This is a genomic window from Streptomyces sp. NPDC097595 (assembly GCF_044761525.1).
Classification (GTDB): domain Bacteria; phylum Actinomycetota; class Actinomycetes; order Streptomycetales; family Streptomycetaceae; genus Streptomyces; species Streptomyces drozdowiczii_A.
In genome coordinates, this window is sequence record NZ_JBIWCN010000021.1 from 143048 (window position 1) to 158606 (window position 15559).

The following is a 15559-nucleotide window of genomic DNA, read 5'->3' on the forward strand; positions in this document are numbered from 1 at the left end:
TTCCGCCGAAGACGCAAAGCCGACAGCCGTCGCATCCCAGGGAGTACATCCATGGCCTCGTCGCCGACCCCTTCCGCCGACAGCCGGAACCGAGCCGCAGCCCTCCGTGAGGCGCTCGCCACCCGTGTGGTGGTGGCCGACGGTGCCATGGGCACCATGCTCCAGGCCCAGGACCCCACGCTCGCGGACTTCGAGAACCTCGAAGGCTGCAACGAGATCCTCAACCTCACCCGGCCGGACATCGTGCGCTCGGTGCACGAGGCGTACTTCGCCGTCGGCGTCGACTGCGTCGAGACCAACACCTTCGGGGCCAACACGGCGGCGCTCGGCGAGTACGACATCCCCGAGCGGGTCCACGAGCTGTCCGAGTCCGGCGCGCGCATCGCCCGAGAGGTCGCCGACGAGTACACCGCCTCCACCGGCGAGCAGCGCTGGGTCCTCGGCTCCATGGGCCCCGGCACCAAGCTGCCGACCCTCGGCCACATCGCGTACGCCACCGTCCGCGACGGCTTCCAGGCGAACGCCGAGGGCCTGATCGCCGGCGGCGCCGACGCGCTGATCGTGGAGACGACGCAGGACCTCCTCCAGACCAAGGCCGCCGTCCTCGGCGCCCGCCGCGCCCTCGACGCCCTCGGCAGCGACCTCCCGCTGCTGTGCTCCCTGGCCTTCGAGACGACCGGCACCATGCTCCTGGGCTCCGAGATCGGCGCGGCCCTGACCGCCCTGGAACCCCTCGGCATCGACATGATCGGCCTGAACTGCTCGACCGGTCCGGCCGAGATGAGCGAGCACCTGCGCTACCTCACCCGGCACTCCCGCATCCCGCTGCTCTGCATGCCCAACGCCGGACTGCCGGTCCTCACCAAGGACGGCGCGCACTTCCCGCTCGACGCCGAGGGTCTGGCCGACGCGCAGGAGACCTTCGTCCAGGAGTACGGCCTCTCGCTGGTCGGCGGCTGCTGCGGTACGACCCCGGAGCACCTGCGCCAGGTGGTCGAGCGCGTACGCGGGACGGTCCCGGGCGCCCGCGACCCGCGCCCCGAGCCCGGCGCCGCCTCGCTCTACCAGACCATCCCGTTCCGCCAGGACACCGCGTACCTGGCGATCGGTGAGCGTACGAACGCCAACGGGTCCAAGAAGTTCCGCGAGGCCATGCTCGAGGCCCGCTGGGACGACTGCGTGGAGATGGCCCGCGACCAGATCCGCGAGGGCGCGCACATGCTCGACCTGTGCGTGGACTACGTGGGCCGCGACGGCGTCGCCGACATGGACGAGCTGGCCGGCCGCTTCGCCACCGCCTCCACCCTGCCGATCGTCCTGGACTCCACGGAGCTGCCCGTGCTCCGGGCCGGCCTGGAGAAGCTGGGCGGCCGCGCGGTCCTCAACTCCGTCAACTACGAGGACGGCGACGGGCCCGAGTCCCGTTTCGCGAAGGTGACCCAGCTGGCCGCCGAGCACGGTGCCGCGCTGATCGCGCTGACCATCGACGAGGAGGGCCAGGCCCGCACCGCCGAGCACAAGGTCGCCATCGCCGAACGGCTCATCGCGGACTTGACGGGCACCTGGGGCATCCACGAGTCGGACATCCTCATCGACACCCTGACCTTCACCATCTGCACCGGTCAGGAGGAGTCCCGCAAGGACGGCATCGCCACCATCGAGGCGATCCGAGAGCTGAAGAAGCGCCACCCGGACGTGCAGACCACGCTCGGCCTGTCGAACATCTCCTTCGGCCTGAACCCGGCCGCCCGTGTCGTGCTGAACTCGGTCTTCCTGGACGAGTGCGTGAAGGCGGGTCTGGATTCGGCGATCGTGCACGCGTCGAAGATCCTGCCGATCGCCCGTCTGGAGGAGGAGCAGGTCAAGGTCGCGCTCGACCTGGTCTACGACCGCCGTGCCGAGGGCTACGACCCCCTCCAGAAGCTCATGGAGCTGTTCGAGGGCGTCAACATGAAGTCGATGAAGGAGGGCAAGGCCGAGGAACTCCTCGCCCTCCCGCTCGACGAGCGCCTCCAGCGCCGGATCATCGACGGCGAGAAGAACGGCCTGGAGGCCGACCTCGCCGAGGCCCTGAAGGACACGCCGGCGCTCGACATCGTCAACAACACCCTCCTGGAGGGCATGAAGGTCGTCGGCGAGCTGTTCGGCTCCGGCCAGATGCAGCTGCCGTTCGTGCTCCAGTCCGCCGAGGTCATGAAGAGCGCGGTCGCCTACCTCGAACCGCACATGGAGAAGTCGGACGCCGAGGGCAAGGGCACCATCGTCCTGGCCACCGTCCGGGGCGACGTCCACGACATCGGCAAGAACCTCGTCGACATCATCCTCTCCAACAACGGGTTCAACGTCGTCAACATCGGCATCAAGCAGCCCGTCTCCGCGATCCTGGAGGCCGCCGAGGAGCACAAGGCGGACGTCATCGGGATGTCCGGCCTCCTCGTCAAGTCCACGGTGATCATGAAGGAGAACCTGGAGGAGCTGAACCAGCGCAAGCTGGCCGCCGACTACCCGGTGATCCTCGGCGGCGCCGCGCTCACCCGCGCCTACGTCGAGCAGGACCTGCACGAGATCTACGAGGGCGAGGTGCGCTACGCGCGCGACGCCTTCGAGGGCCTGCGCCTGATGGACGCGCTCATCGCCGTCAAGCGCGGCGTCCCCGGCGCCACCCTGCCCGAGCTCAAGCAGCGCCGCGTCCCCAAGCGCGACACCGCCGTCCTGGAGGTGACCGAGCCGGAGGAGGGCGTCCGCTCCGACGTCTCCGTCACCAACCCGGTCCCCACCCCGCCGTTCTGGGGCAGCCGGGTCGTCAAGGGCATCCAGCTCAAGGAGTACGCCTCCTGGCTGGACGAGGGCGCCCTCTTCAAGGGGCAGTGGGGCCTGAAGCAGGCCAGGGCCGGTGACGGACCCACGTACGAGGAGCTCGCCGAGAGTGAGGGACGCCCGCGGCTGCGCGGCCTCCTCGACCGGCTCCAGACGGACAACCTGCTCGAAGCGGCCGTCGTCTACGGCTACTACCCCTGCGTCTCCAAGGGCGACGACCTGATCCTGCTCCACGAGGACGGCTCCGAGCGCACCCGCTTCACCTTCCCGCGCCAGCGCCGCGGCCGCCGCCTCTGCCTGGCGGACTTCTTCCGCCCGGAGGAGTCCGGCGAGACGGACGTCATCGGCCTCCAGGTCGTCACCGTCGGCTCCAGGATCGGCGGCGAGACCGCGAAGCTCTTCGAGGCCAACGCCTACCGCGACTACCTGGAGCTGCACGGCCTCTCCGTCCAGCTCGCCGAAGCCCTGGCCGAGTACTGGCACGCCCGGGTCCGCTCGGAGCTCGGCTTCGCGGGGGAGGACCCGGCGGAGGTCGAGGACATGTTCGCCCTGAAGTACCGGGGCGCGCGCTTCTCGCTCGGTTACGGCGCCTGCCCGGACCTGGAGGACCGCGCCAAGATCGCGGACCTGCTCCAGCCGGAGCGGATCGGCGTCCACCTCTCCGAGGAGTTCCAGCTGCACCCCGAGCAGTCGACCGACGCGATCGTCATCCACCACCCGGAGGCGAAGTACTTCAACGCGCGGTAAGACTCCGTTCGACGCGTCGTAGCCGATCACGTCGTACACTGGTCGGTCCAGCGCAGGCCGGTCGCCCATCCTCCGGGACGGGTGGCCGGCCTTCTCGTCCCTCATGGAAGGTGTGCCGGATGACCAGTACGGTTCCCGCGTCCCTGACCCGCACGGCGGAGGGCGCTGCCCTCCAGGCCGTCTTTCTCGACATGGACGGCACCCTGGTCGACACCGAGGGCTTCTGGTGGGACGTCGAGGTCGAGGTCTTCGCCGGCCTCGGCCACCGGCTGGACGAGGCATGGCGGGAGGTGGTCGTCGGCGGGCCCATGTCCCGCAGCACCGGCTACCTCATCGAGGCGACCGGCGCGGACATCACCCTCGAAGAGGCCGCCGTCCTGCTCAACGACCGGTTCGAGAAGCGCATCGGCAACGGAGTGCCGCTGATGCCCGGCGCCGCCCGCCTCCTCGCCGAACTGCGTCACCACAAGATCCCCACCGCCCTCGTCTCCGCCTCGCACCGCCGCATCATCGACCGCGTCCTGGACTCGGTGGGCCACCACCACTTCGCGCTCACCGTCGCCGGCGACGAGGTCACCCGCACCAAGCCGCACCCCGAGCCCTATCTCACCGCCGCGCGCGGCTTCGGCGCCGACCCCCGGCTGTGCGCCGTCATCGAGGACACCGCGACCGGGGTGGCCGCCGCCGAGGCCGCCGGCTGCCGGGTGGTCGCCGTGCCCTCCGTCTCGCCGATCGCGCCCGCCGAGGGCCGGGTGGTCGTGGGATCGCTGGAAGAAGTGAATCTCACATTCCTCCGGAGCCTCATCAACTGAATGCGCCGGTGCGGGCACCGAGAGTATTCCTGTGAATGAAGGGAAAAGCTCTCGCGGTCGCCGTGCGAAAGAATTCCGCGCACGACCCCCGTCCCATATTCCGGAACGCGCCCGCTAATGTATTTCTCCCTGAACCGATGAGGGAGAACGGCCAACCATGAAACGCAAGACCCTGGTGCTGCCGGCCGTCGCGGGCCTCCTGGTGCCCGTGCTCGCCGGCTGCGGCGCGACGGGAGCCGGCACCGCCGGGAGCGGCGGCACCATCGTCGTCGGCACCACGGACCGGATCGCCGCATCCACCGAGGCGCCCGCCCCGCTCGACCCGGCCGTCGGCTATGAGGCGGGTGTCTGGAACGTGCTGCGGCAGACCGTGCAGACCCTGATGGCCACCCCGCGCGGCGGCGGCCTCCCGGTCCCGGAAGCGGCCGAGAGCTGCGGCTTCACGGACCGCGAGAGCGAGAGCTACCGCTGCCGGCTGCGCGCCGGGCTCACCTTCGCGGACGGCACCCCCGTCACCGCCGACGACGTCAAGTTCTCCCTCGACCGGGTGCGGCGTATCAAGTCCGCGAACGGGCCGGCCGCCCTCCTGGAGAACATCGACACCGTCGAGACCGCAGGCACCCGCGAGGTCGTCTTCCACCTGAAGACCCCCGACGCCACCTTCCCGTACAAGCTCGCCACCCCGCCCGCCGGTATCGTCCCGCGCGACCAGTACCCCGCGAATTCCGCCCGCAGCGGATTCCAGGTGGACGGCTCGGGGCCGTACACCATGAAACCGGAAGTGAAATCCGGGCGGGTTGTGAAAATCTCCTTCACCAGGAATCCCCATTACCGGGGGAGCTACGAGGTGCGCAGCGAATCCATCGAACTCGATCTCTTTCCCGACGCCACCGCCATGGGCAAGGCGTTCGACGCCGAGAAGATCGACATGATGGCCCGCACGATCTCCACCGACCGGGCCGAGCGGATGCTGGCCAAGCCCGAGAGCGGGGTCCGGCTCACCGAGATGCCCGGACTCGCCATCAGCTACCTCGGCTTCGACACCGAGGAACCCGCCCTTCGGAACAGGGCCGTCCGCCAGGCCATCGCCCAGGTGGTCGACCGGGGCAGGATCGCCGCCGAGGTCTACGGCACCACCGTCGAACCGTTGTACTCGCTCATCCCGAGCGGGATCACCGCCCACGACAACGCGTTCTACAGCACCTACGGCGAACCCAGCGCCGCCAAGGCCGCCGCCCTCCTCAAGAAGGCCGGAATCCGCACTCCGGTGCGCTTCACCCTGCACTACACCGACGACCACTACGGCCGGGACACCGCCACCGAGTTCCAGGCGCTGAAGAAGCAGCTCAACGACACCGGGCTCTTCGACATCACCGTCGAGGGCACCCCCTGGACCCGCTACCGCCCCGCCGAACTCCGCGGGGACTACGCCGCCTACGGCATGGGCTGGTTCCCCGACTTCCCGGACCCGGACAACTACACGGCGCCCTTCCTCGGCCCGGACAATTTCCTCGGCTCGCCCTACACCTCCACCGAGGCCCGGGACCTCATCGCGCACTCCCGCCGCCAGGCCGACCGGAGCGACGCCGCGCCCGCCTTCGAACGGCTCCAGGACATCGTCGCCCGGGACGTGCCCGTCCTCCCGCTCTGGCAGGGCAAGCAGTACGTCGCCTCCCGCGAGGAAGTGAGCGGCGTCGAATGGGCCGTCGACTCGGGCGCCGACCTCCACCTCTGGGAACTGGGCCGGGGCACCGACTAGGGCCGGCCCCCGCGCCCCGGTGTCACTGCGCGCCGGGGCGCACCAGGCCGCTCTCGTACGCGTACACCGCGGCCTGGACCCGGTCGCGCAGACCCAGCTTCGTCAGCACATGGCCCACATGGGTCTTCACCGTCGTCTCGCTGACGAACAGGTCGGCGGCGATCTCCGCGTTCGACAGGCCGCGCGCCACCAGCTTCAGCACCTCGACCTCGCGGTCCGTCAGCGTGTGCAGCGTGTCCGGCACGGGCTCCTCGCCCGACGGCAGATGGTCCGCGTACTTGTCGAGCAGCCGGCGCGTCACGCTCGGGGCGAGCATCGCCTCACCGCCCGCCACCACCCGGATCGCCTGCACCAGCTCATCGGCCGGCGCGTCCTTCAGCAGGAAGCCGCTCGCCCCGGCGCGCAGCGCCTCCACCACGTACTCGTCCAGGTCGAACGTGGTCAGCACCAGCACCTTCGCCGGACCGTCCCGGCCGGGACCGGTGATCTGCCGCGTCGCCTCGACGCCGTCCATCCGCGGCATCCGGATGTCCATCAGCACCACATCGGGCTGGAGCGCGCGCACCTGGTCCAGAGCCTGGAGACCGTCACCGGCCTCACCCACCACCGCCAGATCGCCCTCGGCCTCCAGAATCATCCGGAAGCCCGTGCGCAGCAGCGGTTGGTCGTCGACCAGAAGGACGCGGATAGCCACCAGATCTCCTCAATGCCCGTCGAGGGCCACAGGCCGGCCGGCCTCGGCCCGGACCGGCTCCATTCTGCCCTGGTCATCCTCCGCCGCACCGGCCGGGCGGACGGACAGCGGATAGACCGGGGGAGTCCCGCCGAATTCCGGACAGAGCGCCTGGTGGTCGCACCAGCCGCACAGCTTCGTCGGACGCGGCCGCCACTCGCCCGTCCGCGTCGCCAGCGAGATCGCCTCCCACAGCGCCAGCAGCTTGCGCTCCACCCGCTCCAGGTCCGCCACCACCGGGTCGTACGTCAGCACGTCACCGCTGCCCAGATAGACCAGCTGGAGACGGCGCGGCACCACACCCTTCAGCCGCCAGATCACCAGGGCGTAGAACTTCATCTGGAACAGCGCCCCCTCCGCGTACTCCGGACGCGGCGCCTTCCCCGTCTTGTAGTCCACGATCCGGACCTCGCCCGTCGGGGCCACATCGATCCGGTCGATCACCCCGCGCAGCCGCAGCCCCGACTCCAGCTCCGTCTCCACGAACAGCTCGCGCTCCGCCGGCTCCAGACGCGTCGGGTCCTCCAGCGAGAACCAGCGCTCCACCAGCCGCTCCGCCTGAGCCAGCCACCCCGCCAGCCGCTCGCCCTCCGGATCCTCCGCGAAGAGCTCGCCCAGCTCCGGCTTCGACTCCAGGAGGCGGTCCCACTGCCCAGGGATCAGCGCCGTCGCCCGGCCCGGCGTGCGCTCCGCCGCCGGGTTGTCGAACAACCGCTCAAGCACCGCATGGACCAGCGTCCCCCGGGTAGCAGCCTCGCTGGGCTTCTGCGGCAGCCTGTCGATGACGCGGAAGCGGTACAGCAGGGGGCACTGCATGAAATCGCTCGCCCGCGAAGGGGAGAGCGAGGAAGGCGGCTGCGGCACCGGTGGGGAGGGCGGCGGAACGGAGGTCATGCGAAGACCCTACGACCCGCCACTGACACCAACCGGCATACCATCGACCACAGACCCTCGAACACCGCATCATCGTGCCGAAAGGCACCGAACCGAAGGGACCTCGTGGACGAGAGCGGCGACGGCCGGCGACCGCAGCCCGGCCCGGCGGCCCCCGGCCCCGGAGACGGCCCCGGCAAGGACGCGCCCCCGCGCAGGGACGATCCCGGAGGCGGCATCCTCATGGGCCGCCCCTTCGGCGTGCCCGTCTACGTCGCCCCCAGCTGGTTCCTGGTGGCGGCCCTGATCACCTGGGTCTTCGGCGGCCAGCTCGACCGGGTGCTGCCCGACCTCGGCGCCGCCCGCTACCTCGTCGCGCTCTTCTTCGCGATCGCCTTCTACGCCTCCGTCCTCGTCCACGAACTCGCCCACACGATCGCCGCCCTGCGCTACAAGCTCCCCGTCCGGCGTATCCAGCTCCAGTTCTTCGGTGGCGTCTCGGAGATCGAGAAGGAGTCCGAGACCCCCGGCCGCGAATTCGTCCTCGCCTTCGTCGGGCCGCTGCTCTCGCTCCTCCTGGGCGGGCTCTTCTACGTACCCCTGCGCTTCGTGGAACGCGGCACCGTCCCCGCCGTCCTGCTCGGCGGGCTGATGATCTCCAACCTCATCGTCGCCGCCTTCAACCTGCTGCCCGGCCTCCCGCTCGACGGCGGCCGCATGCTCAGGGCCGTCGTCTGGAAGATCACCGGCAAGCCGATGAGCGGCACCGTCGCCGCCGCCTGGGTCGGCCGCGCGCTCGCCGTCGGCACCCTCGTCGGCCTCCCGCTCCTCACCCGCAGCGGCTCCCTGGGCAACGACGCCGGCGAGATCAGCGGCATGGACACGGTCACCGACGCCCTGCTCGCCGCGATCCTCGCCGCCATCATCTGGACCGGCGCCGGCAACAGCCTGCGCATGGCCCGGCTCCGCGAGCACCTGCCCGGCCTGCGCGCCCGCAGCCTCACCCGCCGCGCCGTCCCCGTCGAGGCCGCGACCCCGCTCTCCGAGGCGCTGCGCCGGGCCAACGAGGCCGGCGCCCGGGCTCTCGTCGTCGTGGACGGCACCGGCGAGCCCAAGGCCCTCGTCCGGGAGACGGCCATCGTCGCCGTCCCCGAGCACCGCCGCCCCTGGGTCGCCGTCAGCGGCCTCGCCCAGGACCTCACCGCCGGCATGAAGGTCCCCGCCGAACTCGCCGGCGAAGCCCTCCTGGACCGCCTCAAGGCCACCCCCGCCACCGAATACCTCGTGGTGGAGGAGACCGGCGAGATCTACGGCGTCCTCTCCACGGCCGACGTCGAGCGCGCGTTCGTCGCCGCCATGGCCCGCCCCGCCGCCTGACACCCGCCCGCATCCCCGTACATCCGTACGGGCGGCGGTCGGCGGTCCCCGAAACACCGGTACGCTGGTCACATGTCTGAACCGACCGGTGCCGCCCGCCGACGCGGGCCCTTCAAGGTCGGGGACCAGGTCCAGCTCACCGATCCCAAGGGACGCCACCACACCTTCACGCTCGAAGCCGGAAAGAACTTCCACACCCACAAGGGTTCTTTCCCGCACGACGAGCTGATCGGTGCCCCCGAGGGCAGTGTGGTCCGTACCACGGGAAACGTCGCCTACCTCGCGCTGCGCCCCCTGCTCCCCGACTACGTCCTGTCCATGCCCCGCGGCGCCGCCGTGGTCTACCCGAAGGACGCGGGCCAGATCCTCGCCTTCGGCGACATCTTCCCCGGCGCCCGCGTCGTGGAAGCGGGCGTCGGCTCGGGCGCGCTCTCCACCTTCCTGCTCCGCGCCATCGGCGAGCAGGGCATGCTGCACTCGTACGAGCGCCGCGAGGACTTCGCCGAGATCGCCCAGCAGAACGTGGAGCGCTACTTCGGCAGCCCGCACCCCGCCTGGCAGCTCACGGTCGGCGACCTCCAGGACAACCTCACGGACACCGACGTGGACCGTGTCGTGCTGGACATGCTGGCGCCCTGGGAGTGCCTGGACGTCGTCTCCAAGGCGCTCGTGCCCGGCGGCATCCTCTGCGCGTACGTCGCCACCACCACCCAGCTCTCCCGGACGGTCGAGTCCATCCGTGAGATCGGCTGCTTCGCCGAGCCGCAGCCCTGGGAGTCGATGATCCGCAACTGGCACGTGGAGGGCCTGGCCGTGCGCCCGGACCACCGCATGATCGGCCACACCGGCTTCCTCGTCACCGCCCGCCGGCTCGCCGACGGCGTCGAGGCCCCGGCCCGCCGTCGCCGCCCCTCCAAGGGCGCCTACGGCGAGGACTACGACGGCCCCGGCGGCCGGAGCGGCGCCTCCCGCGACTGACCTCGCGGCACCAGACCGGCGCCGCCGCCGGGTTCCCGGACCGACCCGGGGGCCCGGCGGCGGCGCCTTTTCCGTACGCGGCGCGTCATGCTCGTCCACCCCACCGTTCCACCGCCGTGTGAGGTGTGGCACGATGCTGGCCACCCCCGTACCGCCGACGCCGACGGTCGCACCACAGGAACCACAGGAGACAGCCCGCGTGCAGACCTCCGCGCTCCCGGACCTCGCGCACACCGACACCACGCCCATGCACTGGCTCGCCACCGCGGCGGCCATGGCCGCCGTCATCGCGGCAGCCGGTCTGCTCCAGCCCGACACCAGCGCCTCGGCCTCCACCCGGCACCGCACGCCGGCCCAGCAGCAGCACGAGGAAGCGGCCGTCGCCCCCGACCCGGCCAAGGCGGACTTTCCCCTGGACTGCGGCAACGTCGGCACCACCGTGGCCAAGCAGGCCCCCGGCGACCTCGACGGGGACGGCAAGCCCGAAACCGTCGCGGTGGTCCACTGCGCGGCCGGATCGGGCACCCCGCCCAGCGGCGTCTACGTCCTCACACAGGCGGGCGGGGCCGCACCCAGGATCGTCGCGACCCTGGTGGACCCCGCCCAGCAGCTGACCATCGGCGACTTCACGGTCCGCGACCGCGTCATCTCCGCCACGCTTCTCGGCTACTCCTCGTCGTCGGTGCCCTCGTGCTGCCCCGACCAGCAGGAGAAGGTCACCTGGAAGTGGCAGAACGGCGCCTTCACACGCGGCAGCGACACGGCCCGGTCCGCCGGCGAAGGCGTCTGACCCCGGCCCGGCACGGCCGGACCGTCAGGCCGCCTCGGGTCCGTACACCTCGACCCTGTCCGAAACGCGACGTACATGAATGCAGTCGCCCGGGCACTCCTTGGCCGAATCCACGACGTCCTGGAGCAGCGGCAGCGGGACCGGCGTGGTCGCGCCCTTGTCCTGCAGCAGCTCGTCGTCGTCGCTCTTCACGTACGCCAGACCGTCGATGTCCAGCTCGAACACCTCGGGCGCGTACTGCACGCAGATGCCGTCCCCCGTGCACAGGTCCTGGTCGATCCACACCTCCAGGTCCTGCGTCTCGCCACCGGTGGGAGAGTCCTGCCGCACGGTCATGTCGCCTGCCGTTTCCTGCGTAGCCGGACCGGGAAAGAGCCAGCCCTGACGGGTGTTGAACGCTTTGACGATACAACCGGCCGCTTTCCGATGTTGAACGGTGGGTATCCCTCCGGGGACGGGGAGAGCGCAAGGGTGAAGATCGGACACACCTCACAGTCTTTGTGATCTAGGGGTTTCAATCACCACCCACGCAGGTAGGGTCAGGAAGCGTCCAGCTCCCCTTGGAGGAGGTGAGGACCGTGGCAGCCCACGACGACGACATCAACCGCGGCATCCGGCCCGGGCGGGGGTCCGACGACCCAGCCGGCCAGGTCGCCTATCTCGAGCAGGAAATCGCCGTCCTGCGACGTAAGCTCGCCGACTCTCCGCGTCATACGAGGATTCTCGAAGAGCGGATCGTCGAATTGCAGACCAACCTCGCAGGCGTGTCCGCTCAGAACGAGCGGCTCGCCGGCACACTCCGCGAGGCCCGCGACCAGATCGTGGCCCTCAAGGAGGAAGTCGACCGGCTCGCACAGCCGCCGGCCGGCTTCGGGGTGTTCCTGCAGGCGAATGAGGACGGCACCTGCGACATCTTCACCGGGGGCCGCAAGCTCCGGGTGAACGTAAGTCCCAGCGTCGAACTCGAAGACCTCAGGCGCGGCCAGGAGGTCATGCTCAACGAAGCGCTCAACGTGGTCGACGCCATGGAATTCGAGCGTGCCGGGGACATCGTCACCCTCAAGGAGATCCTTGAGGACGGCGAACGCGCCCTGGTCATCGGGCACACCGACGAGGAAAGGGTGGTGAGGCTCGCCGAGCCGCTGCTGGACATCACCATCCGCCCCGGCGACGCCCTGCTGCTCGAACCCCGGTCCGGCTACGTCTACGAAGTCGTGCCCAAGAGCGAGGTCGAGGAACTCGTCCTCGAAGAAGTGCCGGACATCGACTACGACAAGATCGGCGGCCTGGGCGACCAGATCGAGCTGATCCGCGACGCGGTCGAGCTTCCCTATCTCCACCCCGACCTCTTCAAGGAGCACGAGCTCCGCCCGCCGAAGGGCATCCTGCTCTACGGTCCGCCCGGCTGCGGCAAGACGCTCATCGCCAAGGCCGTCGCCAACTCCCTGGCGAAGAAGGTCGCCGAAGTCACCGGACAGCCCGCCGGCAAGAGCTACTTCCTCAACATCAAGGGCCCGGAACTCCTCAACAAGTACGTCGGCGAGACCGAGCGCCACATCCGCCTGGTCTTCCAGCGTGCCCGCGAGAAGGCGAGCGAGGGCACCCCCGTCATCGTCTTCTTCGACGAGATGGAGTCGCTCTTCCGCACCCGTGGATCGGGCGTCAGCTCGGACGTGGAGAACACCATCGTCCCGCAGCTGCTCGCCGAGATCGACGGCGTGGAGGGCCTGGAGAACGTCATCGTCATCGGCGCCTCCAACCGCGAGGACATGATCGACCCGGCGATCCTGCGGCCGGGCCGGCTCGACGTCAAGATCAAGATCGAGCGCCCCGACGCGGAGGCCGCGAAGGACATCTTCGCGAAGTACCTCACGCCTTCGCTGCCGTTGCACGCGGACGACCTGGCCGAGCACACCGGCTCCAAGGAAGCCGCCGCCCACGCCATGATCCAGTCGGTCGTCGAGCGGATGTACACCGAGTCCGAGGAGAACCGCTTCCTCGAAGTCACGTACGCCAACGGCGACAAGGAAGTCCTGTACTTCAAGGACTTCAACTCCGGCGCCATGATCCAGAACATCGTGGACCGGGCCAAGAAGATGGCCATCAAGGCCTTCCTCGACCACGGCCAGAAGGGCCTTCGCGTCTCCCACCTCCTCCAGGCCTGCGTGGACGAGTTCAAGGAGAACGAGGACCTGCCGAACACCACCAACCCGGACGACTGGGCCCGTATCTCCGGCAAGAAGGGCGAGCGGATCGTCTTCATCCGCACGCTCGTCACCGGAAAGCAGGGCGCGGACACCGGCCGCTCCATCGACACGGTGGCCAACACCGGTCAGTACCTGTAAAAGGCCGTACCGGCTGCGGATGCCCCGCCGGGCATCCGCAGCCGGTTGCTTTCCGGCCAGCCGCGACGACACCGCGGCAATGACGACGCAATTGATCTCCCCACCGGCACGCGAGCGTTCTAGGCTCAGGCGTACCGCCCGTTCACGCAGCGCGGGACGGGCAGACCGCGCACGCACCGAACAAGCAGCGGTACTTGAGCGCCGCCCCCGGAAGGGAGCGCCGCCGGGCAAGGAGGGCCGCATGACCGTACGGCGAGTAATGGGCATCGAGACGGAGTACGGGATCTCCGTCCCCGGACACCCCAACGCCAATGCCATGCTCACCTCGTCCCAGATCGTCAACGCGTACGCGGCGGCGATGCACCGGGCGCGCCGCGCCCGCTGGGACTTCGAGGAGGAGAATCCGCTGCGGGACGCGCGAGGCTTCGACCTCGCCCGTGAGACCGCCGACTCCAGCCAGCTCACGGACGAGGACATCGGCCTGGCCAATGTCATCCTCACCAACGGGGCCCGGCTCTACGTCGACCACGCGCACCCCGAGTACAGCTCGCCGGAGATCACCAACCCCAGGGACGCGGTCCTGTGGGACAAGGCCGGCGAGCGGATCATGGCCGAGGCGGCCGAGCGCGCGGCGCAGCTCCCGGGCGCCCAGCCGATCCACCTCTACAAGAACAACACCGACAACAAGGGCGCCTCCTACGGGACGCACGAGAACTACCTGATGAAGCGGGAGACCCCGTTCTCGGACATCGTGCGCCATCTGACGCCGTTCTTCGTCTCGCGCCAGGTGGTCACCGGCGCCGGACGGGTCGGGATCGGCCAGGACGGCGGCGAGCACGGCTTCCAGCTCAGCCAGCGCGCCGACTACTTCGAGGTCGAGGTCGGCCTGGAGACCACGCTCAAACGCCCCATCATCAACACCCGCGACGAGCCGCACTCGGACGCCGAGAAGTACCGCCGGCTCCATGTGATCATCGGCGACGCGAACCTCTCCGAGATCTCGACGTATCTGAAGCTGGGCACCACCTCGCTCGTCCTGTCCATGATCGAGGACGGCTTCATCAACGTCGACCTGGCCGTCGACCAGCCGGTGCGCACCCTGCACCAGGTCTCCCACGACCCCGGGCTCCAGCAGCTGATCACGCTGCGCAGCGGCCGGACACTCACCGCGGTGCAGCTCCAGATGGAGTACTTCGAGCTGGGCCGCAAATACGTCGAGGAACGGTACGGGGCGGACGCCGACGAGCAGACCAAGGACATCCTCAGCCGCTGGGAGGACACCCTGAACCGGCTGGAGAACGATCCGATGAGCCTGGCCGGCGAGCTGGACTGGGTGGCGAAGCGGCAGCTGATGGAGGGCTACCGGCGCCGCGACGGCCTGGACTGGGACGCCGCCCGGCTGCATCTGGTGGACCTCCAGTACGCGGACGTACGGCAGGACAAGGGGCTGTACAACCGCCTGGTGGCCCGCGGCCGGATGAAACGCCTCCTGGACGAGCGCGAGGTCGAGCGGGCGCGTACGGCGCCGCCTGAGGACACCAGGGCGTACTTCCGCGGCCGCTGCCTCGAACAGTACGCGGACGACGTGGCCGCGGCCTCCTGGGACTCGGTGATCTTCGATCTGCCGGGCCAGGACTCCCTCCAGCGGGTGCCCACGATGGAGCCGCTGCGCGGCACCCGGGAGCACGTGAAATCCCTCCTGGACCGGTGCCGCACGGCGCAGGAGCTGGTCGACGTCCTCTCGGGCCGCTGAAAGCGCCTGAAAGGGCTCCCGGCTGGGAATCATTCCGATGACCTCCGGACGTTGAGACAAGTACCGGGCCAATGTCGGACCCCGTAGGTAGGGTCTGATCAAGTGCTTCGAACCGAGCGGGGTGAGCTAGATGGCGACCAAGGACACCGGCGGCGGACAGCAGAAGGCGACGCGTTCCACGGAGGAGGTCGAGGAGCAGGCGCAGGACGCGCAGGCTTCCGAGGACCTCAAGGAGCGCCAGGAGAAGCTGAGCGACGACGTGGACGACGTCCTCGACGAGATCGATGACGTCCTGGAGTCGAATGCCGAGGACTTCGTCAGGTCATTCGTACAAAAGGGCGGCGAGTAACCGGCCCCGCGCCGGAGGCCGGCGGCGGGTGTGGGGGGGCGGGGGGGCCCCCCCCCCCCCCCCCCCCCCCCCCCCCCCCCCCAGCCCCCCCCCCCCCCCCCCCCCCCCCCCCCCCCCCCCCCCCCCCCACCCGCCGGTCGGTCTGAAAAAGCGTGGACGATCAGTGGAGCGTGAAGGGCAGGAGCAGGGACATGGCTGAGCCGAGGATCTTCGAGTCCGCGCAGGA

At 69.9% G+C, this 15559-nt stretch carries 12 protein-coding genes; 9 read left to right on the forward strand and 3 right to left on the reverse strand.

Annotated elements, in window-relative coordinates:
• Positions 1–51: 51 nt before the first annotated feature.
• The 3 genes from metH (at position 52) to ACIQZN_RS28590 (ending at position 6135) form a co-directional block, all read left to right on the forward strand.
• Positions 52–3564 carry a methionine synthase gene (gene metH / locus ACIQZN_RS28580; RefSeq protein ID WP_403999703.1) on the forward strand — a complete coding sequence of 1171 codons (3513 nt, stop codon included), beginning with the start codon at positions 52–54 and terminating at the stop codon, positions 3562–3564.
• Between the two features lie 119 nt (positions 3565–3683).
• Entirely contained in the window at positions 3684–4376 is a 693-nt protein-coding gene (locus ACIQZN_RS28585) for an HAD family hydrolase (RefSeq protein ID WP_403999706.1), read from the forward strand.
• A 157-nt stretch (positions 4377–4533) separates the two neighbouring features.
• Positions 4534–6135: an ABC transporter substrate-binding protein gene (locus ACIQZN_RS28590; RefSeq protein WP_403999709.1), complete on the forward strand. Its 1602-nt coding sequence runs from the start codon at positions 4534–4536 to the stop codon at positions 6133–6135.
• A 22-nt stretch (positions 6136–6157) separates the two neighbouring features.
• Here the strand turns inward: ACIQZN_RS28590 and ACIQZN_RS28595 are convergent, their stop codons facing one another.
• Both ACIQZN_RS28595 and ACIQZN_RS28600 read right to left on the reverse strand, forming a co-directional pair.
• Complete coding sequence (locus ACIQZN_RS28595; protein WP_018103734.1) at positions 6158–6829, reverse strand: response regulator transcription factor; 672 nt, start codon at positions 6827–6829, stop codon at positions 6158–6160.
• 9 nt (positions 6830–6838) lie between these two features.
• On the reverse strand, positions 6839–7684 hold the full coding sequence (locus ACIQZN_RS28600) for a RecB family exonuclease (protein WP_403999744.1): 846 nt from the start codon (positions 7682–7684) through the stop codon (positions 6839–6841).
• Between the two features lie 183 nt (positions 7685–7867).
• Here ACIQZN_RS28600 and ACIQZN_RS28605 point away from each other — a divergent pair, with 183 nt between their 5' ends.
• From ACIQZN_RS28605 to ACIQZN_RS28615, 3 genes are all read left to right on the forward strand, one after another.
• On the forward strand, positions 7868–9118 hold the full coding sequence (locus tag ACIQZN_RS28605) for a site-2 protease family protein (protein WP_403999712.1): 1251 nt from the start codon (positions 7868–7870) through the stop codon (positions 9116–9118).
• 72 nt (positions 9119–9190) lie between these two features.
• Complete coding sequence (locus ACIQZN_RS28610) at positions 9191–10096, forward strand: tRNA (adenine-N1)-methyltransferase (RefSeq protein WP_073967941.1); 906 nt, start codon at positions 9191–9193, stop codon at positions 10094–10096.
• A 199-nt stretch (positions 10097–10295) separates the two neighbouring features.
• Positions 10296–10886 (forward strand): hypothetical protein, encoded by a 591-nt coding sequence (locus ACIQZN_RS28615; RefSeq protein WP_403999715.1) that lies wholly within the window; start codon positions 10296–10298, stop codon positions 10884–10886.
• Positions 10887–10910: 24 nt separating this feature from the next.
• On the opposite strand, the gene ACIQZN_RS28620 is transcribed toward ACIQZN_RS28615, so the two are convergent.
• Complete coding sequence (locus tag ACIQZN_RS28620) at positions 10911–11222, reverse strand: ferredoxin (protein ID WP_161212208.1); 312 nt, start codon at positions 11220–11222, stop codon at positions 10911–10913.
• A 242-nt stretch (positions 11223–11464) separates the two neighbouring features.
• Between ACIQZN_RS28620 and arc the strand changes: the two genes are divergently transcribed.
• The 3 genes from arc (at position 11465) to ACIQZN_RS28635 (ending at position 15333) form a co-directional block, all read left to right on the forward strand.
• Positions 11465–13231, forward strand: a complete 1767-nt coding sequence (gene arc / locus ACIQZN_RS28625; protein ID WP_073864561.1) for a proteasome ATPase — start codon at positions 11465–11467, stop codon at positions 13229–13231.
• A 241-nt stretch (positions 13232–13472) separates the two neighbouring features.
• Positions 13473–14984 carry a depupylase/deamidase Dop gene (dop, locus tag ACIQZN_RS28630; RefSeq protein WP_361035226.1) on the forward strand — a complete coding sequence of 504 codons (1512 nt, stop codon included), beginning with the start codon at positions 13473–13475 and terminating at the stop codon, positions 14982–14984.
• Between the two features lie 130 nt (positions 14985–15114).
• Entirely contained in the window at positions 15115–15333 is a 219-nt protein-coding gene (locus ACIQZN_RS28635; protein WP_018103742.1) for a ubiquitin-like protein Pup, read from the forward strand.
• The last annotated feature ends 226 nt before the right edge of the window (positions 15334–15559 follow it).

Coding starts and splice junctions, on each gene's coding strand:
- ACIQZN_RS28585 (WP_403999706.1), top strand. CDS start 3,684: ATGACCAGTACGGTTCCCGCGTCCCTGACCCGCACGGCGGAGGGCGCT.
- ACIQZN_RS28610 (WP_073967941.1), top strand. CDS start 9,191: ATGTCTGAACCGACCGGTGCCGCCCGCCGACGCGGGCCCTTCAAGGTC.
- ACIQZN_RS28600 (WP_403999744.1), bottom strand. CDS start 7,684: ATGCAGTGCCCCCTGCTGTACCGCTTCCGCGTCATCGACAGGCTGCCG.
- dop (WP_361035226.1), top strand. CDS start 13,473: ATGACCGTACGGCGAGTAATGGGCATCGAGACGGAGTACGGGATCTCC.
- ACIQZN_RS28635 (WP_018103742.1), top strand. CDS start 15,115: ATGGCGACCAAGGACACCGGCGGCGGACAGCAGAAGGCGACGCGTTCC.
- ACIQZN_RS28620 (WP_161212208.1), bottom strand. CDS start 11,222: ATGACCGTGCGGCAGGACTCTCCCACCGGTGGCGAGACGCAGGACCTG.
- ACIQZN_RS28590 (WP_403999709.1), top strand. CDS start 4,534: ATGAAACGCAAGACCCTGGTGCTGCCGGCCGTCGCGGGCCTCCTGGTG.
- metH (WP_403999703.1), top strand. CDS start 52: ATGGCCTCGTCGCCGACCCCTTCCGCCGACAGCCGGAACCGAGCCGCA.